This window comes from Rhizobium lentis (assembly GCF_017352135.1).
Lineage (GTDB): Bacteria > Pseudomonadota > Alphaproteobacteria > Rhizobiales > Rhizobiaceae > Rhizobium > Rhizobium lentis.
Genome location: NZ_CP071454.1, coordinates 3,102,723 through 3,127,795 on the forward strand (window position 1 = coordinate 3,102,723; position 25,073 = coordinate 3,127,795).

The window sequence follows — 25,073 nt, forward strand, 5'->3', positions numbered from 1 at the left end:
TGTCTCCTCGCTTGATCACTTCGGCAATTGCGGCTGCGGTCTTTCCTCGATCAGCAATTCCTCGATAACAGTCATGACGATCAGCGATAGCGGCAGCGCCAGCATCGCGCCCACAGCGCCCCACATCCACGTCCAGAACAGGATGGCGAGGAAGACGATGAACGGGTTGATTTCCAGCCGTCGGCCCATCACCGCCGGGAAGATCAAGTTCTCCATGACGAGGTGCACGGTGAAGAAGGCGGCCGCCGGGATCAGTCCGACGACGAAGCCGTCATGGGTGAGGATTCCGGCGATGGCGACGGAAAGCGTCATCAGGGTGATCCCGAGATAGGGAATGAAGCTTGATACGAAGGCGAAGAAGCCCCAGAGGACCGGTGCCGACAGCCCCCCCGCATAGGCGATGACAGTCATGACGACGCCAAGCCCGACATAAATCAGCGAGGCGGTGGCGAAGTAGAAACCGAGCACCTGCTCGACGGCATTGATGACGCGGATCGCGGCCAGCCGCTGCGGGCGGGTGCGGAATGTCATGATGATCGTCTTGCGCAGATTGACCCGGCTGGCGAGGAAGAGCAGCAGCGCGGCGAAGAAGATCAGTCCCTGTACCAGCGCCGGCGTCAGGCTTGTTGTCACCACATGCAGCACGTTACCGGTGTTTTCGAGCAGCGCGCCGATTGACATCGGTCCGCTTTCGAACGTCGCCGGCGTGATGTGCAGCCATTCGATGCGCTCGAGATAGGGCATGACGCGGCTTATCGTCCGCTCGACGAAAGCCGGAGCTTCGTTGGCAAGCGTCGTCAGCGGATCGGCAAGCGAGCTGGCCAGCAGGACGATCACCAAAGCGACGCCGCTTGACAGAAGGATGGCGATGGCAAGCCGTGGCACACCCATCTTGCCGAGATTTTCCGCGGCGATGCCAAGGATCATGCCGACGACGACGGCAAGGGTGATCGGTATGAGGATCAGCGACATCATGTAGACGGCGGAAAGGCCGAGGATGGCGAAGATGCCGATGATCGCCCAGGCCATGCTGATATCGAGCCCGTCCTTTTCCAGCCGATGCACCGGCGGGGACGGCAGGTCTTCCGCTGTCTCCTGCAATGACTGCGCCCAGGCGCTGGTTTGGCGTTCGCCGATGGCGATCTTCTTTGCGTGTTTGCGGATGCCGTTGGCGATGCCCATGCGGTGAGGTTCCCGAAGCCCCATTGCTTCGTCACAAAAACGCGCTGATGCGTTTCCGGTTCCGCAGCCCCCTGGCGCTGCCGGCAAGGCTTGGATCCGCCCGTCGACGGCCGCGCCGATTTGATCCTTCTGCCGGAACAACCCCGCAGTCGCTGGCGTTCGACGTCAGAAGGAGAATGCTCATGATTGCAGATCCCGATCAGACGAAGGTCACCGAGACCTATTCGACCGATCCCCCTTATGCGGACGAGGCGAATCTCAAAGCCGCCGACCAGCGGCGGTGGTGGGTTTGGACCGTCCTCCTGGCGGGCGCGGCAGTCCTCATCATCGCCGGCGTCAGCGTTGCGATCTGGCCCGATCCCGGCAACAACGATCCGACGGCGACAGCGTCGACCAAGCCGGATCCGATCAACGCGCAGCCGTCCGGTCCCGGCACCTTTAACGACGACCCGGCCTCCGGCCCGTCACGGCCTCCCGAAGCAACCGACCGCTCGCCGTCGCCCAGCGGAACCGGCGGCGGACCGACGCAGGTAACGACGCCTTCGGGAACCGAGAAGGTCCAGTAGCGTCTTCGACGTCAGGCCGAAAGTGTCAGGCCGATGCCCCAGGGATCCCGGAGGAAGACGCCGCCATCACGCTTTTCGCTGTTGATCTCCAGCGTGTCGAGCTTGGAGACAACGGTATCGAGTGTCGCCTTGTCGTTGAAACGGATCTTGTAGTCCGAAAGTCCGGTCATATTGTCGGCGCGGGCGGTGGCGCCCCGGCTGTTCCAGATATTGGCGGCAAGATGGTGGTGGTAGCCGCCGGTCGCGAAGAAGCTTGCGCCGGGATAACGGGCCATCAGCTTGAGGCCGAGCACGTCGCGGTAAAAGGCGTCGGCCTGCGGGATATCACCGACCTGCAGGTGCAGATGGCCGATCGCCGTTCCCGCAGCCATGCCGTCCCAGCGATCGGCGGGCGCGCTGTCGTAGAGCGCCTGCAAGTCGAGGCGCTGCGTCGCCATCTCCACCATGCCGTCCTGATGGAATTTCCATTGCTCGTGCGGCCGGTCGGCATAGATTTCGATGCCGTTGCCTTCGGGGTCGGAAAGATAGATTGCCTCGCTGACGAGATGGTCGGAAGCCCCGTCGAGCACGACGTTGTTATGCGCCGCATGGCGCAACCACCGCGCCAGTTCGATGCGGTCGGGCATCAGGAAGGCGGTGTGGAAAAGCCCAGCGGCGTTGCGCGGCGCGATCGCGGCATTCTTGGCGGTCGTCAGCGTCACGAGCGGCAGGGCGTCGACACCGAGGACTTCGCCGCTCGCCGTCTTCTCGATGACCTTCAGGCCGAGCATGGACTGATAGAAGCCGGAAACGAGACCGAGGTCGGTGACGACGAGATGCGACTGGTCGATATAGGCGGGCCGCGTCAGCGCATAGGAGGTTTCGCTCATGGATTGGTCTCCAGCCTTTGAGTTTGCCTGTGAAATAGAAGGCGTGCCGGCGGTGGCGGCAACCATTCCGCCGGTGGCAAATCCGAGGAAGTGTCGCCGGTTCATTCGCTTGCTGTCTCCACGGCTACCGTACTTGATCCGTATATGGCGCATCGCGATTGTTCACAGAAGGTCTGTTTTTGAGGATGAAGCGTTGAACAATCGTTGACGATCCCCGGCGCTCACTTGATTGAGGTCAATGCCCCCATATCTCTTTAGAAGAAGCTTATGCATCTCGATCATGGAGGGCAGCATGTACAGGAAGATCATCGTTGCGATCGCGCTCGGCGGCATCGAAAAGGGAGAGCAGATCCTGCGCAAGGCAGCCTCTTTGCTGGATGAGGGCGGCGAGATCGTCGCGCTCAACGTCGTCGAGGATGTGCCGACCTATGTGGCGATCGAACTCCCGGCCAATATGGTCGAGGACGCCATGAAAGACAGCCGCGAAAGGCTGGGAGCGCTGGTGGCCGCAACCGGCATCACTGCCGCTGTCGAGATCCGCAACGGCCCGCCGGCGAAGGCCATCATCACGGCCGCCGAATGTCATCACGCCGACCTCATCATCGTCGCCTCGCATGTCCCGGATTTTTCCAACTACTTTATCGGCGCCACCGCCGACCGGGTCGTGCGCCACGCCAAATGCTCGGTGCTGGTCGATCGGCAAAAACTGTGATTTCGGCGAAGCCGCAGCGCCGATCGCCGGCCGGCGGCTTGCGGCCTGTCACGAAGATTTACCGCCCGCGCGAGGCGCTGCGGTTGCGCGTCCGCCCGTTCGATGCGACGATCCCTGTGGGGTATGAAACGGGTTGGCGTGCATGGCCGAGTTCAACGGTATTCGCTGGGCTTACGATAGATATGAGCTGATCGCCGACGGCATCGTCCATGGCGTCGGTCTCGTGCTGGCGCTAATCGGCGCCACCGTGCTGATCTTCTACGCCACGGTCTGGAGCTCCTACGGCGCGCTCGCCGCCGCCTGGATCTATGGCGTCGGCCTGGTGCTGACGCTTGCCATCTCCTTTTCCTATAATATCTGGCCGGTCTCACGGACCAAATGGTTCCTGCGCCGCTTCGATCACTCGGCGATCTTCATCCTGATCGCCGCCACCTATACGCCCTTCCTCGAGCGCGGCGCCGACGATCCGCTGCTCTCGTTCATGCTGGTGGCGATCTGGCTGTTCGCCGCCGGCGGCATTGTCCTGAAATGCGCCTTTCCCGGGCGTTACGACCGTCTCGCCATCCTGCTTTACCTCGCGATGGGCTGGAGCGGCGTGCTGGTGGCCGGGCCGGTCTCCGCGCGCATTCCTTCGGCCTCGATGCTGCTGATCGTCATCGGCGGCGTTATCTATTCGCTCGGCGTCATCTTCCATGTCTGGGAGAAACTGCGCTTCCAGAACGCCATCTGGCATGGTTTCGTCATCATCGCCGCGGCGGTGCATTATTCGGCCGTCTTCACCTGTTTCAGCCTGCCGGCATCGGGCTTCTGAGCGCCCGCGCGAGGCGTGCCGCAAGCCGCCGTTTACATCTTTTGAGCCGCGGCGTATGGCAACCCTGCAGTCAATCCGAACTGGGCCACCATGACAGACGCCGTTCTTCTCCGCGACGCCACCGAAGCCGATCTTGCCGCCATCCGCGACATCTACAATGATGCCGTCGAGCACACGACAGCGATCTGGAACGAGACGCTCGTCGATCTCGAAAACCGGCGGGAGTGGCTGAGCGCGCGCCGGGCGCGTGGCTTTCCGGTGATCGTCGCCGAGATGTCGGGCAAAGTCGCAGGCTATGCCTCCTATGGCGACTGGCGCCCCTTCGAGGGCTACCGCCACACGGTCGAGCATTCCGTCTATGTCGACAAGGATTGCCGCGGCACCGGCATCGGCGCGGCGCTGATGCGCGAATTGATCGCGCGCGCCGCCGCCGCCAATATCCATGTGATGATTGCCGGTATCGAGGCCGACAATACCGCCTCGATCCGGCTGCACGAGAAACTCGGCTTCCGCATCGCCGGCAGGTTTTCCGAGGTCGGCACCAAGTTCGGCCGTTGGCTGGATCTGATCTGCATGGAACTCCGACTGCCCGGGCAGACGGATTGATCGGCCAAATCCATCGTGAACGGCGCCCGCCATCTTTTTATTGTATGCTGAGCTGTGTAAAAAAGTGGAAGGCCGCCTGCTTCGAGCCGAGGCCTGAAGGTTCATGGAGGTGAATAATCAATGGCAATGCATCGATCGCCGCTCGGCCTCCTTGCCTTCCTTCTTTTCGCCTCCGCTCCCATCTCCACGCGCGCTGCCGATTGTGGCAGCACGGCCTCGCCGAAGCTCGACTGGCAGGAGTGCACGAAGAAAAACCTGATGCTGCAGGGCAGTGATCTCGAAGGCGCCAACCTCTTCAGCACCGATTTTTCGCTGACCGATCTCAGCGGCGCAAACGTCAAATCCGCCAATCTGGAAAAGGCGACTTTGGTGCGCGCCTCGCTTGAAGGCGCGCATGCCGAGGGCGCCAACTTCGCCAAGATCGAGGCCTATCGCTCCAGCTTCGCCAATATTGCCGCTGACGGCGCGTCCTTTGCCGGCGCCGAGCTGCAGCGCGCCAATTTTGCCGGCGCCCGGCTCTCCGGCGCGAGCTTCGAAAAGGCCGAACTCGGCCGTGCCGATTTCGACAAGGCAGTGCTGACGGGGGCGAAATTCGCTTTCGCCAATCTCTCCCGCGCCGATCTCTCCCACGCCACCTTCGACGGCCCGGCGATGTTCGACCGCGCCTTCATGTTCCTGACCCGCATCGAAGGCCTCGATCTCTCGGCCGCAACCGGGCTTGAACAGGCGCAGATCGAGCTTGCCTGCGGCGATGCCTCGACAAAATTGCCGGCAGGACTCTCCGCCCCTTCAACCTGGCCATGTCCTGCCGAGCACGAGTAATTTCTCGGGCTTTGCAGCGATTCCGTGCGGGTTGAGAAAGCCTATGGCAGCAATGCCTGGCCGGCCCGGGAATGTCGGGTTTGATCTAGTGCAATCTCAACTCTCCAATGACGCGACGCCATTCATTCGGTCCGATCAGCCGCTGATGGCTATAGCGGACGGAATGCAGCGGCCCGTCGAGGTTGGACTGCCAGAAGTCGAGGAATTTGTGCATTTCCGGAAAGCCCGGGGCGAGATCGTAATCCTGCCAGACATAGGTCTGCAGAACGGATTCGAAATCCGGGAGGCGGTAGAGGATGTGGGCAGTGGTAAGGCCGTAACCGCTGAGCTGGCGCTCTAGATCCGATGAAAATTGCATGCTTCATCTCCGTTTCACGACAACGAGAAGGTGGCGCATATCTTGGCGTCCATCAACGGGATTCTCAACGCAACGGCGGTTTTTCTTGTTCCTTCTCAGCGTGTTAGCAGCCACTCTAGCTGAGTGCTAATTTTTTTCTCTGCGCCCCTTGAAATGGAAAAATTGCAAAACCAGATCAATGCGCGCAAACGCTCGACAGGGGTTTGCACCCGCCCGGACTGGTCATCCGGTCCGGCCAGGGGAACAACATCGTTATTGTTTGTCCATTGGAGGAAAACATGTCGTTCCGACCGCTTCATGACCGCATTCTCGTCCGCCGCGTCGATTCCGAGGAAAAGACCAAGGGCGGCATCATCATTCCCGACACCGCCAAGGAAAAGCCGCAGGAGGGCGAGGTCATCGCCGTGGGCCCGGGTGCACGCAACGATGCCGGCCAGATCCAAGCGCTCGACGTCAAGGTCGGCGATCGCATCCTGTTCGGCAAATGGTCCGGCACGGAGATCAAGATCAACGGCGAGGACCTGCTGATCATGAAGGAAAGCGACGTCATGGGCGTTATCGAAGCCCAGACGGCCGAAAAGATCGCCGCCTGAGGCGTTCTCCGCGCATTAGTCAAAAAGCTGCCTATTGAAGGAGTTAAAGAATGGCTGCGAAAGAAGTGAAATTCCATAGCGATGCCCGTGAACGCATGCTGCGTGGGGTCGATGTGCTGGCCAATGCCGTGAAGGTGACGCTTGGCCCGAAAGGCCGCAACGTCGTCATCGACAAGTCCTTCGGCGCGCCGCGCATCACCAAGGACGGTGTTTCGGTCGCCAAGGAGATCGAACTCGAAGACAAGTTCGAGAACATGGGTGCGCAGATGCTGCGCGAAGTGGCATCGAAGACGAACGACCTCGCCGGCGACGGCACCACGACTGCGACGGTGCTCGCCCAGGCGATCGTCAAGGAGGGCGCCAAAGCGGTCGCCTCCGGCATGAACCCGATGGACCTGAAGCGCGGCATCGACCTCGCCGTCGACGCTGTCGTCGCGGAACTGAAGGCCAATGCCCGCAAGATCTCCAACAATTCCGAAATCGCCCAGGTCGGCACCATCTCCGCCAATGGCGATTCCGAAATTGGCCGCTACCTGGCTGAAGCCATGGAAAAGGTCGGCAATGAGGGCGTCATCACCGTCGAGGAAGCCAAGACCGCCGAAACCGAACTCGAAGTCGTCGAAGGCATGCAGTTCGACCGTGGTTATCTAAGCCCCTACTTCGTCACCAATCAGGACAAGATGCGCGTCGAGCTCGAGGACCCCTATATTCTCATCCACGAGAAGAAGCTCTCGAACCTGCAGTCAATGCTGCCTGTTCTCGAAGCTGTCGTTCAGTCCGGCAAACCGCTCCTCATCATCGCTGAAGACGTCGAAGGCGAAGCGCTTGCAACGCTCGTCGTCAACAAGCTGCGCGGCGGCCTCAAGATCGCTGCCGTCAAGGCGCCGGGCTTCGGCGATCGCCGCAAGGCCATGCTCGAAGACATCGCCATCCTGACCGGCGGCACCGTAATCTCCGAAGACCTCGGAATCAAGCTTGAGAATGTGACGCTCAACATGCTCGGCCGGGCCAAGAAGGTGGCGATCGAAAAGGAAAACACCACCATCATCGACGGTGCCGGTTCGAAGACGGAGCTCGACGGTCGCACCGCTCAGATTCGCGCGCAGATCGAAGAAACCACCTCCGACTACGACCGTGAGAAGCTGCAGGAACGCCTCGCCAAGCTCGCCGGCGGCGTTGCCGTCATCCGCGTCGGCGGCTCGACGGAAGTCGAAGTGAAGGAGAAGAAGGATCGCGTCGACGATGCGCTGCATGCAACCCGCGCAGCGGTCGAGGAAGGTATTCTGCCGGGCGGCGGCGTGGCGCTGCTGCGTGCGGTGAAGGCGCTCGACGCCGTCAAGACGGCCAATGGCGACCAGCGGGTCGGCGTCGACATCGTTCGCCGGGCAATCGAAGCCCCAGTTCGCCAGATTGCCGAAAACGCCGGCGCGGAAGGCTCCATCATCGTCGGCAAGCTGCGGGAGAAGAGCGAATTCTCCTATGGCTGGAACGCCCAGACCGGCGAATACGGCGATCTCTATGCGCAGGGCGTCATCGATCCGGCCAAGGTCGTTCGCACCGCACTGCAGGATGCCGCCTCCGTCGCCGGTCTGCTGGTGACGACGGAAGCAATGATCGCCGAGAAGCCGAAGAAGGAAGCCGCTCCAGCTATGCCCGCCGGCGCCGGCATGGATTTCTAAGCGATCGCTCGGCCCGCTCTGCCCTCGGGGCGGGCCTCCCTACGCACAATAGAATGAACCAAGTTCCATCGGTCGACATCAATGGAGCCGAGCTATGAGAAAGGAAAGCATCAGCAATTCTCCCCAGCAGAATGCCGTGGCGGCGATCAGCGCGGCGCACCTGCTTCATCCGGCGGAGCATTTCAGCCACCCGCGCGACGTGCTTGCCGCCGCCGACATCGGCAATGAAGAGAAGCGGGCCATTCTCGCTTCGTGGGCATCCGATATTTTCGCGGTCGAATCCGTACCTGCTCTTCGCCTATATCCCGGGGCGGAACGAGCCGTCTCCTATGACGAGATCCTTGAAGCTCTGAAGACCTTGGACAAGGGCGACCGGCTATCTGAAGGCCAAGCCTCGTCCGCTTCCGCGAGCGCCAACGCAGGTACCCATAGGACCCGTCACCGGAAACTGACGGCACGCCGGCTTCCAGGTCTTGGCGTGTGCAGCTACTGGAAAGGAGGACGGCGCCGGCAGTTATTCGAAACCTGACCCCCAACTACCTGCCGTGCATGCCTTTTGAGGATGCAGGCATGATTTTTACCGACGACTCTTTGCTCAACTGAGGAGGTTTTGCCGATGAAGATCGCCCAGATTGCACCGCTCGCCGAGAGCGTTCCGCCGAAGCTGTACGGGGGAACCGAGCGGATCGTTTCCTATCTCACAGAAGAACTCGTCGCGCAGGGACATGACGTTACGCTTTTTGCGAGCGGCGATTCTGTCAGTCGTGCGAGACTGCTGTCATGTGCGAACGTTGCACTGCGGCTCAACCCGGCCGTCAAAGACCACCTGCCGCACCAGGTCGTTATGTTGGAGGAGATCCGCCAACGGGCGCATGAGTTCGACGTTCTCCATTTCCACATCGATCTCTTGCATTTCCCGTTGATCCGCGATTTCGCCGACCGCACGGTCACCACGCTGCATGGGCGACTCGACCTGCCGGATCTCAAGCCGTTCTACACGGCGTTCCCAGATATTCCGCTGGTGTCGATCTCCAACGACCAGCGCCGTCCGATGCCACCGGTCGACTGGCGTGGAACGGTCTATCATGGTCTGCCCGCCGATCTTCTTCCCTTCACCGAGAAACCCAAGGGCAACTACCTTGCCTTCCTCGGCCGCATTTCGCCGGAAAAGCGGCCCGACCGCGCCATTCAGATTGCGGCAAAGGTCGGAATGACGCTGAAGATCGCCGCCAAGATCGACAATGCCGACAAGGCCTATTGGGAGACCGTCATCGAGCCGATGGTAAAGAGCCACCCGAATGTAGAATTCATCGGCGAGATCGGTGAACTTGAGAAGGCTGACTTCCTTGGGAATGCGGGCGCTCTGCTCTTCCCGATCGACTGGCCGGAGCCCTTCGGGCTGGTGATGATCGAGGCCATGGCCTGCGGCACGCCGGTGATCGCTTTCGGTTGCGGCTCGGTTCCCGAGGTCATCGACAATGGCATCTCCGGCATCCTGGTCGACAGCGTAACCGAGGCAGCCGAAAACGTCGAATGGGCCCTCCGCCTCGATCGGCGCAGGGTGCGGTCCGCCTTCGAAAAGCGCTTCACCGCACAACGAATGGCGGGTGACTATCTCGACATCTATCGCAACCTGCCGGGCGTTCGCACCAAAGCCGTGCCCATCCGCCGGTCGAATGGTCAAGCGCTCGACCTGCAGGCTGTCGCCTGAGGCAAGGAGGAGACATGTCGAACGTGTCTGCGGACAGCATTCCCGCCACAGCATCGTCAGGGCTGGCGGCGCCGGTCGCTCAGTTTTTCATTCCGGCCGCCGCATCGTTGCAGGAGCGCCGGCCCCGCACCTTGAAGCACGGCGACACTTTTGCCGTCTTCGACCATAATGGCGATGCTCTTTCCGGTCCCGGCAGTCCGGAAGGTCTTTTCCACCGGGACACCCGTCATCTCTCGCATCTTTACCTGACGATCAACGGACAGCGGCCGATGCTTCTGTCGTCGACGCTGCGGGATGACAACGCCACGCTGACCTGCGATCTCACCAATCCCGATCAGTTCGATAAGAAAGGAAGGCTGGTTCTGGGCCATGACCTGATTCATCTGCGCAGATCGCGCTTTCTCTGGAATGCCTGTTGTTATGAACGATTGGCCGTGAGGAATTATGACGAGCTGCGGCAACATGTCCGCATTCAGATCGCTTTCGGGGCCGATTTCGCCGATCTGTTCGAAGTCCGCGGCACCGCAAGGGCAAGGCGAGGGCGCCATCTTCCCGCAGTCGTCGAACAGGATTGGATTCTGCTTTCCTATATTGGCCTGGACGATCGCACGCGCTCGACGCGCCTTTCGTTCATGCCGGAACCGGCCGAGATTCGCAGCGACCTTGTCACCTACGACCTCTATCTGGAGCCGCACGAGACCAAGTCGCTCTTCATCCAGATCGGCTGCGACCATACCTCCGCCGACCGACTAAGCCGCCTTTCATTCTTCCTGGCTTTGCGGGATGCTCGCCGGGCCTTGCGCGCCTCTTCCTCGCGCGCGGCGTCGATCGCGACGTCCAACGAGATCTTCAACGAAGTCGCGCGGCGCAGCACCTCCGACCTATACATGCTGATCACCGACAAGCGGGAAGGTCCTTATCCCTACGCCGGTATTCCCTGGTTCAGCACCGTTTTCGGCCGCGATGCCCTGATCACGGCCCTTGAGACACTGTGGCTCGATCCGGAGATCGCCCGCGGGGTTCTCGGTCATCTGGCAGCCAACCAGGCGACAAACATCGATCCCGCCTCGGACGCCGAGCCGGGCAAGATCCTGCACGAAGTGCGTTGCGGCGAAATGGCTGAACTTGGCGAGGTTCCCTTCCGGCGTTACTACGGCAGCATCGACTCGACGCCGCTGTTCGTGATGCTGGCCGGGCACTATCTTAAACGAACCGGTGATCTTGCGACCATCGACCGTCTCCTGCCGAATCTCGAAGCGGCGCTGACGTGGATCGACGAACATGGGGATCGCGATGGCGATGGCTTCGTCGAATACGGACGGCTGACGGAAGAAGGACTGATCAATCAGGCGTGGAAGGATAGCAACGACTCGGTCTTCCATGCCGATGGCACGTTGGCCCGGGGCCCGATCGCGATCGCCGAAGTCCAGGCCTATGTCTATGGCGCTTGGCAAAGTGCTGCCGAAATCTTCCGTTGGACCGGAAAGCCGGAACGCGCGGCGAGCTTCCTCGCGCGCTCGGAGGGACTGCGCCGCGCCTTCGACATGAGCTTCTTCGATGACGAACTTGGCACCTATGTCTTGGCTCTCGACGGCGATAAACGGCCCTGCCGGGTCCGATCCTCCAATGCCGGTCATGCTCTGTTCAGCGGTATTGCTTATCCCGAACGGGTCGCACAAGTGACTCGCACCCTGATGAATGCCTCGTCCTTCTGTGGCTGGGGTATCCGCACTATCCCCTCCACCGAAGCCCGTTACAACCCGATGAGCTACCACAATGGTTCGATCTGGCCACATGACAATGCCTTGATCGCCAGTGGCCTTGCCCGCTATGGCTATCGCGCCGAAGCCGCGAAGATTTTCGAGGGGCTTTTTGCCGCTGCGACTTATATCGACCTGCGGCGGCTTCCCGAACTCCTCTGCGGCTTGCCGCGTCAGCGCGCACGCGGACCGACCTCCTATCCGGTCGCCTGCTCGCCTCAAGCATGGGCCGCAGCAGCCCCTTTGTCGCTGCTGCAATCCTGTCTTGGCCTCGACTTCGATCCGAACAGCTTGCAGATCAGCTTCAGCGTGCCGCGACTTCCCTCGTTCCTCGATGAGGTGATCTTGCGACGCCTGCGGATCGGCGATGGCTCGGCTGACGTGGCCATCCGCCGGTCACGACACCAGGTCGTGGTCGATGTGATCAATCGACGAGGCAATGTCCGCGTGCTCACCACGGTCTGATGAAGGACGCTGCGGGAAGGCGGGTACCCGCCTTTTTCTAATCCGGTTCCTCTTCATCTGACCGCAGCAGATCAACGAGCGCAGCAACCCTGCCTGTCGGCAAATGCCGGCCTTCAGCTATCAAAGCCTCGTCATTGCTCGCCCATGCGAATGCCTCGGCAAGCTCAGCCTGGGTTGCACCTGTCGCGATGATCTCCGCCACAAACATCTTATCGGCGGGCCCAAGGACGGCGACGACGTCGTCTGAAGTCATTGTCATAGCCATTGCTCCTCGCTCAAGTTCCAAGACATATGGTGACGCCTTCGAAAAGGTCAATTTTTTTCGTTGAGAAATTCGATCCTCTTGAAACGATAAAGCACTGAATTATATCAGTATTGTCGATCGCCAAACAGGGATCGACACAAAGTCCAGGAGACGCCAGTCGCTCTTGGCGTCTCCTTGTGTCCATGTTGCTTGCAAGGAGGATATGGCTATGAGGACAAACCTCGATTTTTCCCCTCTGTTCCGGTCGAGCATCGGCTTCGAGCGGATGTTGAACGCGCTTGAGGCCGCAGGCCGCGCCGAGACAATGGATAACTGGCCGCCCTACGATATCGTCAAAACCGGTGAGGACGAATACCGCATTGCGATGGCAGTCGCGGGCTTCTCGCAGGACGAGTTGGCGGTCACTCAAGAGCAGAACGTGCTCGTCGTATCGGGGCAGAAGGCCAACGGCGAGGATGTTCAGTACCTGCATCGCGGCATTTCCGGACGCTCGTTCCAGCGTCGGTTCGAACTGGCCGATCATGTCAAGGTAACCGACGCCGGTCTCGTCAAAGGTCTGCTGACCATCGATCTGAAGCGTGAAATTCCTGAAGAGATGAAGCCGCGCCAAATCGCGATCGAAACGGATGGCGCAATGCCGAAGGCCGAGACCAAGCGGATCGAGGCCGGGGAGCAGGCGGCTTAAGTCTTCAGCAGAACCGAAGAACCACGAGAAAGGAGTAACGTCATGAGTGTTCGTGATTTGATTCCCTGGGGTCGCAACAACGGCAATCAAATGCCGAGTCTCCTTCGGGACGACGACCGCGATCCTTTCCTGTCGCTTCACCGCGAGGTCAATCGGCTGTTCGACGATGTTTTCCGCGGCTTCGGCCCCGGCCTCCCGTCACTTCGCGGCGCCGGCGGCTTCGGTGCCGGCTGGCCGAGTGTCGAGATCTCGGACACCGACAAGGACATCAAGGTGACGGCCGAAATACCCGGGCTTGAGGAAAAGGACATTGAGGTCTTCCTAAATGACGGCGTGCTGACCCTGAAGGGTGAGAAGCGTTCGGAAACGGAAGACAAGGGGAAGCAGTTCTCGGAGCGCTACTATGGCCGCTTCGAGCGGCGCATCCCGCTCGGCACCGAGGTCAAGGAGGACCAGGTCGACGCCGCCTTCAAGAACGGCGTCCTCACCATCACTCTGCCTAAGACCGAAAGGGCGCAGTCACAGGTCAAGCGCATCGCGATCAGAAGCTGACGAGCGCGGCGGCCGGCCACCTGGCCAGCCGCCGCTCATCCTTCGCCGATAGGGAGGGATAGAACCATGGAGACCGCAAGAGACACACATCGGAAAACCCCAATATCTGACACTATCTGCGCGTCGAACGATAACGAACGGCGCAAACTTTCCTTCGGGCAATCACTGTTTCCCGAAAATGCCGTTGCCCGTATCTTCAAACCGTGCCGCTCCGTTACGACGTCGGGCAAAGCGCGAACGAAGGGCTGGCGGCTCGTCTTCGAGGGCAGCAGCGCCCCATTCATCGAACCTTTGATGGGTTACACGGGTGATCGCGATATGCTGACGCAGGTGGAACTCGAATTTCCCACGCTGCGATCCGCCATCCGGTACGCCGAGCGTCACGGTCTGACTTATGTCGTGCAACGGCCTGCTGCTGCTACGGCAAAGCGTATGACCGGCCGCCGAACCGAAAAAATGTCGCATGCTTTCGCTGACGCGACACTGGACCGGCTTGGCCTTGCCCCGCTGAGCGAGAGCTACGGGCAGGCCATGGACGGTGCGACAAGTCGAGGGGATTCTTCCGGTCCGGCGACGTGGTCGTCGCCGATGGACATCGTTGTTGATCCCTCCCTTTCGCTGCAAGCGAAGCGCTCGATCCTTATGAATTGGGCCTGGACGGAATATCTTCTCGACCAGGCAACAAACGAAGGCATGCCGGAGAACGACCGGTCGTCGCGTCTCCATGAGGTCGAGCAGGCCCTGCTTGCCCTCGAGCGGGATATCGAGAGCGCGCAAACACATCCTGTGGCCAATCGGGAAGCTGCATGAGGTGGGTCATGGATCCGCATGTCGTTTTCGATTGCCAGAACATTCTTCCGAACAGGTTCGCTTTGTCGCTCGCGGCAGCAGCCCGCGCCCGCGCACTAACGCGGGGTGCCGAACCAAGGCTTGATCCGCGGTGCGCAAGCGCGAGCGAGGTGGCATTGCAGGAGATTGCTTGCGGTGCGTTCGCCTACGACGAGATGGCGCCCTTTCTGTTCGCATCGCAAGCAGGCGCACGCTTTTTGCCACCTGCACCCCGCGAAAATCGAGCTTCGCGGCGACGGCCTTTCAAACACTGCCGCCGCACCCGTCGCCTCATCGCACGAGGCGGTCGATCGATGATGTCAAACAACAGATGAGGAGAAATGAACGATGCTGAAGTCCCTGAATTCGAGCAACCGGACGACTTTCGATATCGTCAATATCGTTGCCGGTCTTGCTCTTCTGATCTCACCATGGCTGCTCGGCTTCGCAGCCGAGAGCGGCGCCGCATGGAATGCCTGGATCGTCGGCGCTGCCATCGCCCTAATCGCCGCAGCGGCTCTCTACGCCTTCTATGAGGTGGAGGAATGGGTCAATCTTGTCCTAGGCGTATGGGCGGTCGTCGCACCGTGGGTGCTGGGCTTTGCGGCCGTGACAGCGGCGATGTGGGTGCATCTGATTGTGGGTGTTGTCGTCGCCGTAGTGGCCGCCGGCAGCATCTGGTTCAGCCATAACCATCCGCTTTCAACCGTATAAGCGACTCAGAACGGGTCCGGCCGCCGGGCCCGTTCTTCCGAATTCAAGTTTCAAACGAGGAGAGTCGAGGAGCAAACCGATGTTCGATTTAGCCCCGAGGCTCCGCACGATCGCCGTTTCCGCAGCTATCGCCGCCGGAGCCGTCCTGATCACCGTCACCCCCGTCATTGCACAGACAGCGGCGCCTGTACCTTCGGCTGCCAGCTTGCCAAGCCTAGCGCCGATGCTCGATCATATCACCCCAGCCGTCGTCAATATCGCTGTCGTCTCGCGGTCACCAGGCGGAAACAATCCTCTCTACAGCGATCCAAACTTCCGCCACTTCTTTGATGTGCCGGAGCAGCAACGGCGGGATAGGATGAGTGCCGGCTCTGGGGTCATCATCGACGCCGCGAAAGGCTATGTGCTCACCAATCATCATGTCGTGGATGGCGGGACGGAGATTTCCGTCACGCTGAAGGATGGGCGTCAGTTCCCGGCAAAACTCATCGGCAGTGACAAGGAAACCGATATCGCGCTGCTCCAGATCGATGCAAAAAATCTTGTGGCGATCCAGGTCGGCGATTCCGACGCCCTCAAGGTGGGCGACTATGTCGTCGCGATCGGCAATCCTTTCGGACTCGGTCAAACGGTTACGTCGGGCATCGTCAGCGCCCTCGGACGCAGCGGCTTGAACATCGAAGGCTATGAGGACTTCATTCAGACGGATGCCTCGATCAATCCGGGAAATTCCGGGGGCGCCCTGGTAACGCTCGATGGCAAGCTGATCGGGGTCAATACAGCGATCCTCAGCCCCGCCGGCGCCAATGTCGGCATCGGATTTGCCGTTCCAAGCAATATGGCGGTGACGGTGATGAATCAATTGATTGCCCATAGGGAGGTGCGACGTGGCAGGCTCGGGATCGGTATCCAGAATATAACGCCCGACCTCGCTGAGGCACTAAGACTTGGCGATTTGCGGGGCGCCCTGATTGCCAATGTCGAGCCTGGCTCGTCGGCCGAGCAGGCCGGACTAAAGACCGGCGATGTGGTGACGGCGATCGACGGACGTCCCGTTCATGGCGCGACTGACCTCAGGAACCGGATCGGCCTTACGCCGGCGGGCAGCAACGTCCGCTTGACTGTGAAGCGTGGCGATGACGAGAGGGTGATTGCTGCCACCATCGCTGCCGAAGACCACTCTCCTGCAGATCTGTCCGGCACGGCGCTGGAGGGTGCCACGATGCGGGACGCCCCTAAAGGGGGATTGCGGGATGGGGACGTCTCCGGCGTGGTGATAGAGAATGTGGCTCCCGGCAGCACCGCGGCTCGCGCCGGTATTCGTGCCGGCGACTTAATCGTTGCGATAAACCGCGTTCCCGTTGCTTCCATCGCCGACTTGCGACGGACGATTGCCGAAAAGCCAGCTATAGTCGCCCTCGAACTGATCCGCGATGGCGGCCGGCTGCTGCTGGTCATCCGCTAGCCGGGAGCGGCCTCATGGCTATGAACAGCAAGACAAAGTTCAACATCGGATATTGGGTCGCCGCCTTCTTCGTCCTCGTGGCAATCCAGTATCTTTTGGCGACGACGACGCAAGTTGCGGGGATCTCTTACAGCCAGTTCGAAACGGACCTTCGGGACGGCAAGGTCGCCGAAGTCGCCGTCTCCGACAACTTTATCCAGGGGCGCTACAAGGAGCCGCAGAACGGCCGGGCCTTTTTTCTGACGACGCGTGTGGAGCCCAGCCTCGCCCAGCAGCTTCAGAGCCATGGGGTGATCGTAACCGGTCAGATCGAAAGCACGTTCCTGCGTGATCTTCTTTCCTGGCTTATTCCCGTGGCGCTCTTCGTCGGCATCTGGATGTTCGTGCTGAGGCGCATGGGTGGCGGGATTGGCGGCGGCCTCATGCAGATCGGCAAGAGCAAGGCACGAATTTATGTCCAGTCTGACACCGGCGTGACGCTAAAGGATGTGGCCGGGGTCGACGAAGCCAAGGAGGAGCTCAAGGAAATCGTCGACTTCCTCAAGGATCCGGCAGGTTACGGCCGGCTGGGTGGCCGGATGCCGAAAGGGGTGCTGCTCGTCGGCCCACCTGGTACCGGCAAGACCCTGCTGGCGCGCGCAGTCGCAGGGGAGGCCGGTGTAGCATTTTTCTCGATTTCCGGCTCCGAATTTGTCGAGATGTTCGTCGGCGTCGGTGCTGCGCGCGTCCGCGATCTCTTTGAACAGGCGCGCGCCAAGGCGCCGGCCATCATCTTCATCGATGAGCTCGATGCACTCGGCCGCGCCCGCGGCATCGGTCCGATGGCGGGCGGTCATGATGAAAAGGAGCAGACTCTCAACCAGCTGCTCGTGGAGCTCGACGGCTTCGACTCGTCTACGGGGCTGGTATTGCTTGCCGCCACAAACCGGCCGGAAATCCTCGATCCCGCCCTCCTCAGGGCCGGCCGCTTCGATCGCCAGGTGCTGGTCGACCGGCCTGACAAGGCCGGACGCATCGAGATCCTCAACGTGCATCTGAAGAAGTCGAAGCTGGCGCCAGAAGTCGACATCGAGCAGATTGCCGCGCTGACACCAGGGTTTACGGGTGCCGACCTTGCCAATCTCGCGAACGAGGCAACGCTGCTCGCCACGCGCCGGAAAGCCGATGCTGTCAGTATGGAGGATTTTAACAACGCGGTAGAACGCATTGTCGCAGGTCTCGAAAAGCGCAACCGGCTGCTCAATCCCAAGGAGCGGGAGATTGTCGCCCATCACGAGATGGGCCATGCACTGGTTGCGATGGCATTGCCTGGTGTCGATCCTGTCCACAAGGTCTCGATCATCCCGCGCGGCATTGGCGCGCTCGGCTATACGATTCAGCGGCCAACGGAGGATAGATTTCTGATGACCCGCGAGGAGCTCGAAAACAAGATGGCGGTCTTGCTCGGCGGACGCGCGGCTGAATGGATCATCTATGGCCGTTTGTCCACGGGTGCGGCCGACGACCTCGTCAAGGTCACGGATATCGCCCGCGCCATGGTTACCCGCTACGGCATGACGGAAAAGCTGGGGCACGTCGCGCTTGAGAAGGACCGGCGCTCATTCCTTGCGACAGACCAGCCCTTCTACGGACCACAGGAGCATGAATATTCCGACGAAACCGCCGCAGCGGTCGACGAAGAGGTCCGACGCATTGTCGACACGACGTTCGGCAGGGCGGTGGAATTGCTTCGGAAACGCAAAAGCATGCTGGAACGGGCGGCGCGGCTTCTCCTCGAAAAAGAGACTCTAAATGAGACCGACTTGCGGTCCCTTCTGGTCAGGGTCGAAGCGGCGGATCAGCCCACTTGAGTGGGCGGCACGATCAATCGGCCGCGGAGAAGGGTGACAATTGCGGCCGAGACGTAGTAGGCCGGCGCGGCCTTTGCCGGGCTCAGGTGACCTCCGGAACTTAATTCGCCGCGCCGACCTATGCCGCCTGGACTGCTTTGATCGTGCCGATCATGGCTCGGCGCTTATTCCCCCGGCTCGAATACCATGGCGTGGCCGTTAATGCAGTAGCGTAGGCCGGTCGGCGGCGGGCCGTCGGGAAAGACGTGGCCGAGGTGGGCGTCGCAGGTGCCGCAGCGGATTTCGGTCCGCACCATGCCGTAGCTCGTGTCGCGATGCTCGGTCACCGCGTCGGGAGAGACCGCCTCGAAATAGCTCGGCCAGCCGCAGCCGGCATCGAATTTCGTGTCGGAGCGGAAAAGCGGCGCGTTGCAGCCGACGCAGCGGTAAAGCCCGGTCTCGAAGGAATCCCAGTAGGGGCCGGTGAAGGCGCGTTCCGTGCCGTGCTGGCGCGTGATGCGGTATTGCTCGGGCGTGAGCTGCTCTTTCCATTCGGCATCGGTCTTATGGATCTTGGCGGCGGTTGCAGTTTCGGACATGACGTGCTCCTTTCGCCGAGGGGCGGTTCCGTTTCGCCAGAAAATGTGGTGCGCCGTCCCTGGTTCATCAAGCCTCCGGCGCCGTGCCGCGAGAATCGCGGCATGCAGCAATTCAGGGAAGACGCTTGCTTTTACATCCATTAAGGGTTTTCTGTTAGGGTTAATGTTACGTACATTGAGGAAACAGTGTGTTTGAAGCGGCAATCGTCCTGCTCTACGGTCTCGTGGCCGCCGCCGCCATGGCGGTCACGATGCTGGAGGGTTGGGCGAATCATGACGGCCTGACGCTCCATCGGCTTGCCGGGCTCATCGCCTGCCTGCTCTGGCCGCTGACGCTTCTGCTCTTTATCTTGCACGGCTCGGTCGTCCGGCTGCTGACTCGACTCTCCCGCTCGCCGGCCTGACCATGGACTCTCTGAGCCGATGCTTTTGGCCTCTTAACCTGTTTTACGCCGAACTTATGCACAGGAAGGCGTGAGTAAAGCTTGGCCTAAAGTCCTATAATTCTTCACCAGCCATTTTTTCTCAAGAAAAACGACAAATAATAATTGGCCTTTCGGCCAAACGATGGTATTTGGAAATGCAAGTAGAATTCTGATTGTGAATTACAATCGTTCTGCTTCCAAGTCCCTCAGTTTTGATTTTCAATGTCTAACTGGGGCCATCGCCTGGAAGAGGACGGTAGTGGTTTTCGGTCAGGCAGTATAAGAACAGGTCTCGGACTTCGGAATCTAGGGGTGGATTTCACGTTTTTCGAAACAGAAGATTGCTTCCTGTGCTTTTGCTGTTCGCTTCTACGAGGCGGGTCTTTGGTGTGACAGTCAAAGATCGTTTGAGCATGCTAACAGGAGAAAGAGTATGACGGATATAGCGACCGGCAATGGGCCGGAGCTGCTTGTGGAACTGACGGCCGACATCGTGGCGGCTTACGTCAGCAACCATGTTGTCCCGGTCAGTGACCTGGCGAATCTGATTTCCGACGTGCATTCGGCACTGAGCAACACGTCCGTACCGCAGCCTGCTGCGGCCGTCGTCGAAAAGCAGAAGCCTGCAGTCTCTGTCCGCAAGTCCGTACAGGACGAGCAGATTACGTGCCTGGAATGTGGCGGCAACTTCAAGTCCCTCAAGCGTCACCTGATGACGCACCACAGTCTCTCGCCGGAAGAATACCGCGAGAAGTGGGACCTGCCGACCGACTACCCGATGGTAGCGCCCGCTTATGCCGAAGCGCGTTCGCGCCTGGCAAAGGAAATGGGCCTGGGTCAGCGCCGCAAGCGCGGCCGCGGCTGAGCTTTTTCGAAAGCCATCGACGACAAAAGCCGGGTCTTGTGCCCGGCTTTTCTGTCTGTATCGCGAAGAAGTTGCCGAAATACCGTGCGCCGTTTCGGTGACATCCTGGTTCTGAGCCAATAACTGTGAATGGATCGGACTTTAGTCTGAACGTGCGGCAAAATCTCCCTCTTCCGGGCGAGGAAAATAATCTTCCTGACTATTTCATGCCTGCCGCAAAATGAACAAGGCTAAGGCGCGATACTATCAGACGACGCACTTGTGCTTCATGGCGATGCCGTAGAATGTATTCCTATACTATAAGAAAGTGTTAATATAGTAAATTCGACCGGGTGGCCGCTTTCGGAATTGGCCAGTCTGCCGCGCTCGGTTCGACCGAATCAATCGCCTTCACGCCGCGGCGCGGACTTTCGCCTCTTCGCGGATTCTCTTTACCATTGAGCGCAGCCCGTTCGAGCGCTGCGACGACAGGTTCTCCACCAGGCCGATCTTCGAGAAGATATCGAAGGCATCGAGCGCAGCGATCTCGGAAGCCGGCTTGCCGGAATAGGTGGCAAGCACGATGGCGACGAGGCCGCGCACGATATGGGCGTCGGAATCGCCCTCGAAACTCATGATCGGATTTTCCGGATCGCCCGTCGTATGCGTCACCAGCCACACCTGGCTGGCGCAGCCCATCACCTTGTTCTCGGAGGTGCGTTTTTCCTCCGCGAGCTCGGGCAGCGCCTTGCCGAGTTCAATGACGTAGCGGTAGCGGTCTTCCCAATCGTCCAAGAAGGTGAAGTCGTCGATGATCTGGTCGAGGGATGCCATGGAAAGCCTTTCACCATTCGCATGCCGGCAGGCGATTTTACACCAGGGCATGCTCTAGAACTGCATATAGGTGATAGACCGACGGATTTGAACCGTTAAAGCGCACCGCAGTCTTCAGATTTGCCCGCGCGTCGGCTTTTGTGTCTGCGGCTGTCATTTTCGCGCACATGCTTTAAAAGAAACGCCGTGAGGGATGGGCATCCTCACGGCGCAGCAACATGCTGAATTAAACAGGGCAGGCACGTCAGGCATGGGCATTTCCGCGTCATGCGGACCACCGATGCAAGCTCAAGCAATCCCGGATCAGATGCGCTCTCGCGTCCCGAATTGCGGCAATGAAGGCGAATAGTTGCAGATGCGCGCTGCGCGGGGCGCCCGCGCAATCTCGTCAGATCGCCGGCTTCGGCGTCGGCAGCGGGATCGCGCCGGTAACCACGGTCTCGGCCTCGTCGTCGACCGGCGGACGGTAAGGCATCGGCTGGTTCAGCGCAGCCTTTGCCTCGCTCACCTTCTCCTGAACGGAGGGGGAGGCAAGGGAGGGGATGGCAGGTGCCGCCCGCTTTGCCGGTTCGGCAAGCTTTGCGGTTGTTGCCGGCTCGTCCGTGAACTGGCTGTCGAGCAGTTCATAAGCGACGCGGGCGCCCTCACGAGCCCGGTAGCCGAGCGCCGTCAGGGTCTCCGAGCCCTTGGCGCAGACCTCCGGCTTTTCCGAGCACATGCCTGTAAGATAGTCATAGGCGCCGCTCGCAGCCGTAAAGGCGTCGGAAAGCTGCAATTGCGGGCCGCCGGCGAGCTTGTCGGATCCCTCCGTGCTGAAGACGGAAAGAAGCACGAGCACAAGGCCAAACCAGAAGGATCCTTTGATCAGAAACCACATTGTCGTTGCCCATCCTGTTTTCCTGTCCGGTCTTATCGCCGAATCAGGCCGGTTGTCCGGTGTGCTTTCACCCTATCGCCAAGTTGCGAATGCCGCTTTTCGAAACTCACGCGCATTTGCGGCAAATTTAATTCAAATTTTAGCGAAGGGCATTTGAGCCGCATTTAAGTCGAATGCGAGCGATTGTCGTTAAGCATCAGGGCAGCACCTGCCTGCAATTGCAGGGCTTTTGCCAGTTCGCCTTGCCACAGGAGTTAACGCAGTGCTGAAATATGAAGGAAATCCGTCGCTTACCGGCTATTAACCACAAAAAGCAAAGTGGCTCTCGGATGCTTCAAAATGGGAATTTCTGCGCTTTCTGGCTGTGAACAGCGCTTTTGCCTTATCCTTTCCTTAAGTCGCGGGGGCCTATTGTCCGGATCGACAGACAGCCTTTTCGGGGCGGGTATTGCGTGCGAGTATTGAGTGACATTGGCGGCTGGGCGACGGCCCTCGTAGACCGGGCAGCGACAAGCTGGCTTTCCCGGACGGGTGGCGGCGAAGCCGTGCGCCAGCGCGAGCTTGCGATTCTGCGCCGCCTCGTGCTGCTCTCGTCGGCCGCTCTCGTCGCCGCGCCCGTCGGTCTTTCGGCGGTCACCAGCCCTGCCGTGGCGCTGCCGGCCGGTGTTGCCATGGTCTGCGCCGCCTTTCTCTTTTCCGCCGTCGGCAGCATCGCACTGGCCCGTCAGGGCTCGTCCGCCGGCATTGCCACACAGTCGGCCGAGGATTTCTTCCTCGCCGTCACCCCCGGTCTCGTCTTCTTTCTTGATCCGCATGGCAGCGTCGCCACCATCGGCGGCCGCGACCGGCGCGATTTCCTCGCCTGGATGCGCGATCCGAAGGGCAGAGGCTTCCTGGAGCAGGTGCATGTCTCCGACCGCATCCTGTTCCTGCAGGCGCTCGATGATCTCAGGCGCGGCGAAGATGCTGCAAGCGTCGATCTGCGCCTCGACCGGCCTGCGGTCTCGCGCGATCAGCGCCAGTTCGCTTATCTGAGAATGGATATGACGGCCCGACGTGATGCCGATGGCGAACTTGCCGCCGTCATCGCCCAGTTGCGCGATGTCTCCGTCGAGCAGCAGCTGCGGGCCGAAGCACAGAACCGTGCGGCCGACGCCGAATCGGCAAACGATGCCAAGTCGCGCTTCCTCGCCGCCGTCAGCCATGAGCTGCGCACGCCGCTGAACGCCATTCTCGGCTTCTCCGATATTCTGATCGGCGAATATTTCGGCAAGTTCGAAAACGACCGCCAGCGTGAATATGTCGGCCTCATCAGAGAATCCGGCGCGCATCTGCTCTCTGTCGTCAATACCATGCTCGACATGAGCAAGATCGAAGCCGGTCGCTACGAGCTGATTCTCGAAGCCTTCGACATAGCGGGCTCCATCAAATCCTGCGAATCGATGCTGGCATTGCAGGCCAAGACCAAGGGCGTCACGTTGACGAGCCGGATTCAGCGCGGCCTCGGCGAGATCGTCGCCGATCAGCGCGCCATCCAGCAGATCTTGATCAATCTCGTCGGCAATGCCGTGAAATTCACCGAAGCAGGAGGCGTCGTCTCCGTCGATGCAGCGGCGCGCGACGGCATCCTGAAGCTGACGGTCAGCGATACCGGCATCGGCATTGCCGCCGACAAGCTGGCAATGCTCGGCCAACCTTTCGTACAGATCCAGAACGATTATACCCGCCGCTTCGAGGGCAGTGGTCTCGGCCTCTCGCTGGTCAAGGGGCTGGTTGCGCTGCATGGCGGCAATTTCGCCATTGCCAGCCAGCCGGGCGAGGGTACGATTATCACCATCGAGATCGCGGTGGACGGCTCGGGCGCCCGGTGCGCCGAAGATGCCGGCCATGGGGCGACCGTCGAATTTCCGCCGCGGCTGAAAGACGCGGTCAGAACCGGAGCAGAATTGGAAGAGGGGCTTTTCGATGGCCGCGCGCAAGCGAAAATCGCCTAGGGGAAAGAAGCGACGGCAGCAGCCGGGCCTTGTGGTGTCGGGTGCGGCCGCTCTTGGCGGCCTCGGCCTGCAGGGCGCATCTGCGCTCGGCGGTCTCGGTCTGCAAGGGGCATCTGCCTTGGGCGGCGTCATCGGCCGCAATCCGTCGGTCGCCGGCGGCACGATCGCCTTCTTCGTCATCTTCTCCTTCGTTGCGGCCAACGCGCTCTGGTATCAGCCCGGCCTGCATCCGCACCCGATTTTCCGCACCCGCGACCCGCAGTCTCCAAATGTGCTCGGCGCCCGCCGTCCGGCCGACGAGCAGCCGGCCGAGGTCACCACCTTCCGGATCGAACGGCCGGAGGATGCCGCCACCACCAGCGCGACGCCGGCGCCGGCCACACCGGCGCAGCAGCCGAGCGAACTCGTCATGGACATCCAGCAGCAGTTGGTGCGCCGCGGCCTCTATAACGGCACCGCCGACGGCATCATCGGCCCCCGTACCAGCGCGGCCATCCTCTTCTTCCAGGAGACCGTCGGCATGGCCCAGACCGGGGAAGCGACGCCGGAGGTGCTGGCCGCCCTCAAAACCGACGCCGTCGGCCCTTCGACCGTGCCGGCGGAAAAACCGCGTGAAGATGTTCGTTCGAAGGCGACGGCGGAAGACCCGGTAGCCGCCGCGATCCGAAGTGCCGAAAAGACGGTCAAGACGGCTCCGTCAGCCGCAAAACAGCTTCCATCGAGCGAACTCGTCAATGTCGATCTGGTGCTGAAGATTCAGAAGGGTCTTTCCAACATGGCCTATGCCAATGTCGGCGTCGACGGTGTTGCCGGCGAGCAGACCCGTGCAGCCATCCGCCACTTCCAGAAGCACTACAATCTCCCCGAAAACGGCGAGCCGAACGAGGCTGTGCTGAAGAAACTGAAGGAAATCGGGGCGATTTAAGTCTTTCGCGCCGCATGGCACAGCCGCAGGCTTTCCTGGGCCTGCAACCTAAGTCTAAGACCCCCGTTTGCAACTTGTTAACCATGTTGTCCCAAGATTTGCC

General features: G+C 60.6%; 28 protein-coding genes. 21 read left to right on the forward strand and 7 right to left on the reverse strand.

Annotation, left to right across the window (positions count from 1 at the left end; genetic code table 11):
* Positions 1-15: 15 nt before the first annotated feature.
* Entirely contained in the window at positions 16-1,182 is a 1,167-nt protein-coding gene (locus tag J0663_RS14945; protein WP_207241097.1) for an AI-2E family transporter, read from the reverse strand.
* 182 nt (positions 1,183-1,364) lie between these two features.
* Here J0663_RS14945 and J0663_RS14950 point away from each other — a divergent pair, with 182 nt between their 5' ends.
* On the forward strand, positions 1,365-1,748 hold the full coding sequence (locus J0663_RS14950; RefSeq protein ID WP_207241098.1) for a hypothetical protein: 384 nt from the start codon (positions 1,365-1,367) through the stop codon (positions 1,746-1,748).
* Between the two features lie 11 nt (positions 1,749-1,759).
* Here J0663_RS14950 and J0663_RS14955 read toward each other — a convergent pair whose 3' ends face one another.
* Positions 1,760-2,722, reverse strand: a complete 963-nt coding sequence (locus J0663_RS14955; RefSeq protein WP_207241099.1) for a VOC family protein — start codon at positions 2,720-2,722, stop codon at positions 1,760-1,762.
* Between the two features lie 187 nt (positions 2,723-2,909).
* On the opposite strand from J0663_RS14955, the gene J0663_RS14960 reads away from it, so the two are divergent.
* The 4 genes from J0663_RS14960 to J0663_RS14975 all read left to right on the forward strand — a co-directional run bounded on the left by J0663_RS14960 (position 2,910) and on the right by J0663_RS14975 (position 5,568).
* Positions 2,910-3,329, forward strand: coding sequence for a universal stress protein (locus tag J0663_RS14960; protein ID WP_207241100.1), 420 nt, complete (start codon positions 2,910-2,912; stop codon positions 3,327-3,329).
* A gap of 142 nt (positions 3,330-3,471) precedes the next feature.
* Entirely contained in the window at positions 3,472-4,140 is a 669-nt protein-coding gene (trhA, locus tag J0663_RS14965; RefSeq protein ID WP_207241101.1) for a PAQR family membrane homeostasis protein TrhA, read from the forward strand.
* 90 nt (positions 4,141-4,230) lie between these two features.
* Positions 4,231-4,746 carry a GNAT family N-acetyltransferase gene (locus J0663_RS14970; protein ID WP_207241102.1) on the forward strand — a complete coding sequence of 172 codons (516 nt, stop codon included), beginning with the start codon at positions 4,231-4,233 and terminating at the stop codon, positions 4,744-4,746.
* Between the two features lie 120 nt (positions 4,747-4,866).
* Positions 4,867-5,568 carry a pentapeptide repeat-containing protein gene (locus J0663_RS14975; protein ID WP_207241103.1) on the forward strand — a complete coding sequence of 234 codons (702 nt, stop codon included), beginning with the start codon at positions 4,867-4,869 and terminating at the stop codon, positions 5,566-5,568.
* An 85-nt stretch (positions 5,569-5,653) separates the two neighbouring features.
* Here J0663_RS14975 and J0663_RS14980 read toward each other — a convergent pair whose 3' ends face one another.
* Complete coding sequence (locus J0663_RS14980) at positions 5,654-5,926, reverse strand: usg protein (RefSeq protein ID WP_085777468.1); 273 nt, start codon at positions 5,924-5,926, stop codon at positions 5,654-5,656.
* A 278-nt stretch (positions 5,927-6,204) separates the two neighbouring features.
* Between J0663_RS14980 and groES the strand changes: the two genes are divergently transcribed.
* The 5 genes from groES to J0663_RS15005 all read left to right on the forward strand — a co-directional run bounded on the left by groES (position 6,205) and on the right by J0663_RS15005 (position 12,134).
* Positions 6,205-6,519 (forward strand): co-chaperone GroES, encoded by a 315-nt coding sequence (gene groES, locus J0663_RS14985; protein WP_207241104.1) that lies wholly within the window; start codon positions 6,205-6,207, stop codon positions 6,517-6,519.
* Between the two features lie 50 nt (positions 6,520-6,569).
* Positions 6,570-8,198 carry a chaperonin GroEL gene (groL, locus tag J0663_RS14990; protein ID WP_207241105.1) on the forward strand — a complete coding sequence of 543 codons (1,629 nt, stop codon included), beginning with the start codon at positions 6,570-6,572 and terminating at the stop codon, positions 8,196-8,198.
* Between the two features lie 94 nt (positions 8,199-8,292).
* The gene (locus tag J0663_RS14995; RefSeq protein WP_207241106.1) at positions 8,293-8,727 is read left to right on the forward strand and encodes a hypothetical protein; all 435 of its coding nucleotides are present in this window, start codon (positions 8,293-8,295) and stop codon (positions 8,725-8,727) included.
* Between the two features lie 87 nt (positions 8,728-8,814).
* Positions 8,815-9,909 (forward strand): glycosyltransferase family 4 protein, encoded by a 1,095-nt coding sequence (locus J0663_RS15000; RefSeq protein ID WP_207241107.1) that lies wholly within the window; start codon positions 8,815-8,817, stop codon positions 9,907-9,909.
* Between the two features lie 14 nt (positions 9,910-9,923).
* Positions 9,924-12,134, forward strand: coding sequence for an amylo-alpha-1,6-glucosidase (locus tag J0663_RS15005; RefSeq protein WP_207241108.1), 2,211 nt, complete (start codon positions 9,924-9,926; stop codon positions 12,132-12,134).
* A gap of 37 nt (positions 12,135-12,171) precedes the next feature.
* Here J0663_RS15005 and J0663_RS15010 read toward each other — a convergent pair whose 3' ends face one another.
* A complete protein-coding gene (locus tag J0663_RS15010) occupies positions 12,172-12,393 on the reverse strand; it encodes a hypothetical protein (protein ID WP_207241109.1) in 222 nt (73 codons plus the stop codon).
* Positions 12,394-12,607: 214 nt separating this feature from the next.
* On the opposite strand from J0663_RS15010, the gene J0663_RS15015 reads away from it, so the two are divergent.
* The 7 genes from J0663_RS15015 to ftsH all read left to right on the forward strand — a co-directional run bounded on the left by J0663_RS15015 (position 12,608) and on the right by ftsH (position 18,493).
* Complete coding sequence (locus J0663_RS15015; protein ID WP_207241110.1) at positions 12,608-13,084, forward strand: Hsp20 family protein; 477 nt, start codon at positions 12,608-12,610, stop codon at positions 13,082-13,084.
* Positions 13,085-13,126: 42 nt separating this feature from the next.
* The gene (locus tag J0663_RS15020; RefSeq protein ID WP_207241111.1) at positions 13,127-13,636 is read left to right on the forward strand and encodes an Hsp20/alpha crystallin family protein; all 510 of its coding nucleotides are present in this window, start codon (positions 13,127-13,129) and stop codon (positions 13,634-13,636) included.
* Positions 13,637-13,702: 66 nt separating this feature from the next.
* Positions 13,703-14,446, forward strand: a complete 744-nt coding sequence (locus J0663_RS15025) for an NADH dehydrogenase ubiquinone Fe-S protein 4 (protein WP_207241112.1) — start codon at positions 13,703-13,705, stop codon at positions 14,444-14,446.
* An 8-nt stretch (positions 14,447-14,454) separates the two neighbouring features.
* Positions 14,455-14,799, forward strand: a complete 345-nt coding sequence (locus J0663_RS15030) for a DNA-directed RNA polymerase subunit omega (protein ID WP_246590293.1) — start codon at positions 14,455-14,457, stop codon at positions 14,797-14,799.
* Between the two features lie 13 nt (positions 14,800-14,812).
* Entirely contained in the window at positions 14,813-15,178 is a 366-nt protein-coding gene (locus tag J0663_RS15035; RefSeq protein ID WP_207241113.1) for an SPW repeat protein, read from the forward strand.
* Between the two features lie 79 nt (positions 15,179-15,257).
* On the forward strand, positions 15,258-16,643 hold the full coding sequence (locus J0663_RS15040) for a DegQ family serine endoprotease (protein WP_207241114.1): 1,386 nt from the start codon (positions 15,258-15,260) through the stop codon (positions 16,641-16,643).
* A gap of 14 nt (positions 16,644-16,657) precedes the next feature.
* A complete protein-coding gene (gene ftsH, locus J0663_RS15045) occupies positions 16,658-18,493 on the forward strand; it encodes an ATP-dependent zinc metalloprotease FtsH (RefSeq protein WP_207241115.1) in 1,836 nt (611 codons plus the stop codon).
* A gap of 164 nt (positions 18,494-18,657) precedes the next feature.
* On the opposite strand, the gene msrB is transcribed toward ftsH, so the two are convergent.
* A complete protein-coding gene (gene msrB, locus J0663_RS15050) occupies positions 18,658-19,071 on the reverse strand; it encodes a peptide-methionine (R)-S-oxide reductase MsrB (protein ID WP_207241116.1) in 414 nt (137 codons plus the stop codon).
* A 188-nt stretch (positions 19,072-19,259) separates the two neighbouring features.
* On the opposite strand from msrB, the gene J0663_RS15055 reads away from it, so the two are divergent.
* A complete protein-coding gene (locus J0663_RS15055; protein WP_207241117.1) occupies positions 19,260-19,475 on the forward strand; it encodes a hypothetical protein in 216 nt (71 codons plus the stop codon).
* A gap of 454 nt (positions 19,476-19,929) precedes the next feature.
* Positions 19,930-20,361, forward strand: a complete 432-nt coding sequence (locus tag J0663_RS15060; RefSeq protein WP_207241118.1) for a Ros/MucR family transcriptional regulator — start codon at positions 19,930-19,932, stop codon at positions 20,359-20,361.
* 390 nt (positions 20,362-20,751) lie between these two features.
* Here the strand turns inward: J0663_RS15060 and J0663_RS15065 are convergent, their stop codons facing one another.
* Together J0663_RS15065 and J0663_RS15070 are read right to left on the reverse strand one after the other, a co-directional pair.
* The gene (locus J0663_RS15065) at positions 20,752-21,174 is read right to left on the reverse strand and encodes a SufE family protein (RefSeq protein WP_207241119.1); all 423 of its coding nucleotides are present in this window, start codon (positions 21,172-21,174) and stop codon (positions 20,752-20,754) included.
* A gap of 388 nt (positions 21,175-21,562) precedes the next feature.
* Positions 21,563-22,051, reverse strand: a complete 489-nt coding sequence (locus J0663_RS15070) for a DUF5330 domain-containing protein (RefSeq protein ID WP_207241120.1) — start codon at positions 22,049-22,051, stop codon at positions 21,563-21,565.
* 452 nt (positions 22,052-22,503) lie between these two features.
* Here J0663_RS15070 and J0663_RS15075 point away from each other — a divergent pair, with 452 nt between their 5' ends.
* Together J0663_RS15075 and J0663_RS15080 are read left to right on the forward strand one after the other, a co-directional pair.
* On the forward strand, positions 22,504-24,045 hold the full coding sequence (locus tag J0663_RS15075; protein WP_207241121.1) for a sensor histidine kinase: 1,542 nt from the start codon (positions 22,504-22,506) through the stop codon (positions 24,043-24,045).
* Positions 24,017-24,970, forward strand: coding sequence for a peptidoglycan-binding domain-containing protein (locus J0663_RS15080; RefSeq protein ID WP_207241122.1), 954 nt, complete (start codon positions 24,017-24,019; stop codon positions 24,968-24,970). The genes J0663_RS15075 and J0663_RS15080 overlap by 29 nt, the downstream gene beginning before the upstream one ends.
* The last annotated feature ends 103 nt before the right edge of the window (positions 24,971-25,073 follow it).

What these genes read in the sequence shown, in the direction of transcription:
- J0663_RS14945 (WP_207241097.1), bottom strand. Translation starts at nt 1,182, where the DNA reads ATGGGCATCGCCAACGGCATCCGCAAACACGCAAAGAAGATCGCCATC.
- J0663_RS14950 (WP_207241098.1), top strand. Translation starts at nt 1,365, where the DNA reads ATGATTGCAGATCCCGATCAGACGAAGGTCACCGAGACCTATTCGACC.
- J0663_RS14955 (WP_207241099.1), bottom strand. Translation starts at nt 2,722, where the DNA reads ATGAACCGGCGACACTTCCTCGGATTTGCCACCGGCGGAATGGTTGCC.
- J0663_RS14960 (WP_207241100.1), top strand. Translation starts at nt 2,910, where the DNA reads ATGTACAGGAAGATCATCGTTGCGATCGCGCTCGGCGGCATCGAAAAG.
- trhA (WP_207241101.1), top strand. Translation starts at nt 3,472, where the DNA reads ATGGCCGAGTTCAACGGTATTCGCTGGGCTTACGATAGATATGAGCTG.
- J0663_RS14970 (WP_207241102.1), top strand. Translation starts at nt 4,231, where the DNA reads ATGACAGACGCCGTTCTTCTCCGCGACGCCACCGAAGCCGATCTTGCC.
- J0663_RS14975 (WP_207241103.1), top strand. Translation starts at nt 4,867, where the DNA reads ATGGCAATGCATCGATCGCCGCTCGGCCTCCTTGCCTTCCTTCTTTTC.
- J0663_RS14980 (WP_085777468.1), bottom strand. Translation starts at nt 5,926, where the DNA reads ATGCAATTTTCATCGGATCTAGAGCGCCAGCTCAGCGGTTACGGCCTT.
- groES (WP_207241104.1), top strand. Translation starts at nt 6,205, where the DNA reads ATGTCGTTCCGACCGCTTCATGACCGCATTCTCGTCCGCCGCGTCGAT.
- groL (WP_207241105.1), top strand. Translation starts at nt 6,570, where the DNA reads ATGGCTGCGAAAGAAGTGAAATTCCATAGCGATGCCCGTGAACGCATG.
- J0663_RS14995 (WP_207241106.1), top strand. Translation starts at nt 8,293, where the DNA reads ATGAGAAAGGAAAGCATCAGCAATTCTCCCCAGCAGAATGCCGTGGCG.
- J0663_RS15000 (WP_207241107.1), top strand. Translation starts at nt 8,815, where the DNA reads ATGAAGATCGCCCAGATTGCACCGCTCGCCGAGAGCGTTCCGCCGAAG.
- J0663_RS15005 (WP_207241108.1), top strand. Translation starts at nt 9,924, where the DNA reads ATGTCGAACGTGTCTGCGGACAGCATTCCCGCCACAGCATCGTCAGGG.
- J0663_RS15010 (WP_207241109.1), bottom strand. Translation starts at nt 12,393, where the DNA reads ATGACAATGACTTCAGACGACGTCGTCGCCGTCCTTGGGCCCGCCGAT.
- J0663_RS15015 (WP_207241110.1), top strand. Translation starts at nt 12,608, where the DNA reads ATGAGGACAAACCTCGATTTTTCCCCTCTGTTCCGGTCGAGCATCGGC.
- J0663_RS15020 (WP_207241111.1), top strand. Translation starts at nt 13,127, where the DNA reads ATGAGTGTTCGTGATTTGATTCCCTGGGGTCGCAACAACGGCAATCAA.
- J0663_RS15025 (WP_207241112.1), top strand. Translation starts at nt 13,703, where the DNA reads ATGGAGACCGCAAGAGACACACATCGGAAAACCCCAATATCTGACACT.
- J0663_RS15030 (WP_246590293.1), top strand. Translation starts at nt 14,455, where the DNA reads ATGGATCCGCATGTCGTTTTCGATTGCCAGAACATTCTTCCGAACAGG.
- J0663_RS15035 (WP_207241113.1), top strand. Translation starts at nt 14,813, where the DNA reads ATGCTGAAGTCCCTGAATTCGAGCAACCGGACGACTTTCGATATCGTC.
- J0663_RS15040 (WP_207241114.1), top strand. Translation starts at nt 15,258, where the DNA reads ATGTTCGATTTAGCCCCGAGGCTCCGCACGATCGCCGTTTCCGCAGCT.
- ftsH (WP_207241115.1), top strand. Translation starts at nt 16,658, where the DNA reads ATGGCTATGAACAGCAAGACAAAGTTCAACATCGGATATTGGGTCGCC.
- msrB (WP_207241116.1), bottom strand. Translation starts at nt 19,071, where the DNA reads ATGTCCGAAACTGCAACCGCCGCCAAGATCCATAAGACCGATGCCGAA.
- J0663_RS15060 (WP_207241118.1), top strand. Translation starts at nt 19,930, where the DNA reads ATGACGGATATAGCGACCGGCAATGGGCCGGAGCTGCTTGTGGAACTG.
- J0663_RS15065 (WP_207241119.1), bottom strand. Translation starts at nt 21,174, where the DNA reads ATGGCATCCCTCGACCAGATCATCGACGACTTCACCTTCTTGGACGAT.
- J0663_RS15070 (WP_207241120.1), bottom strand. Translation starts at nt 22,051, where the DNA reads ATGTGGTTTCTGATCAAAGGATCCTTCTGGTTTGGCCTTGTGCTCGTG.
- J0663_RS15080 (WP_207241122.1), top strand. Translation starts at nt 24,017, where the DNA reads ATGGCCGCGCGCAAGCGAAAATCGCCTAGGGGAAAGAAGCGACGGCAG.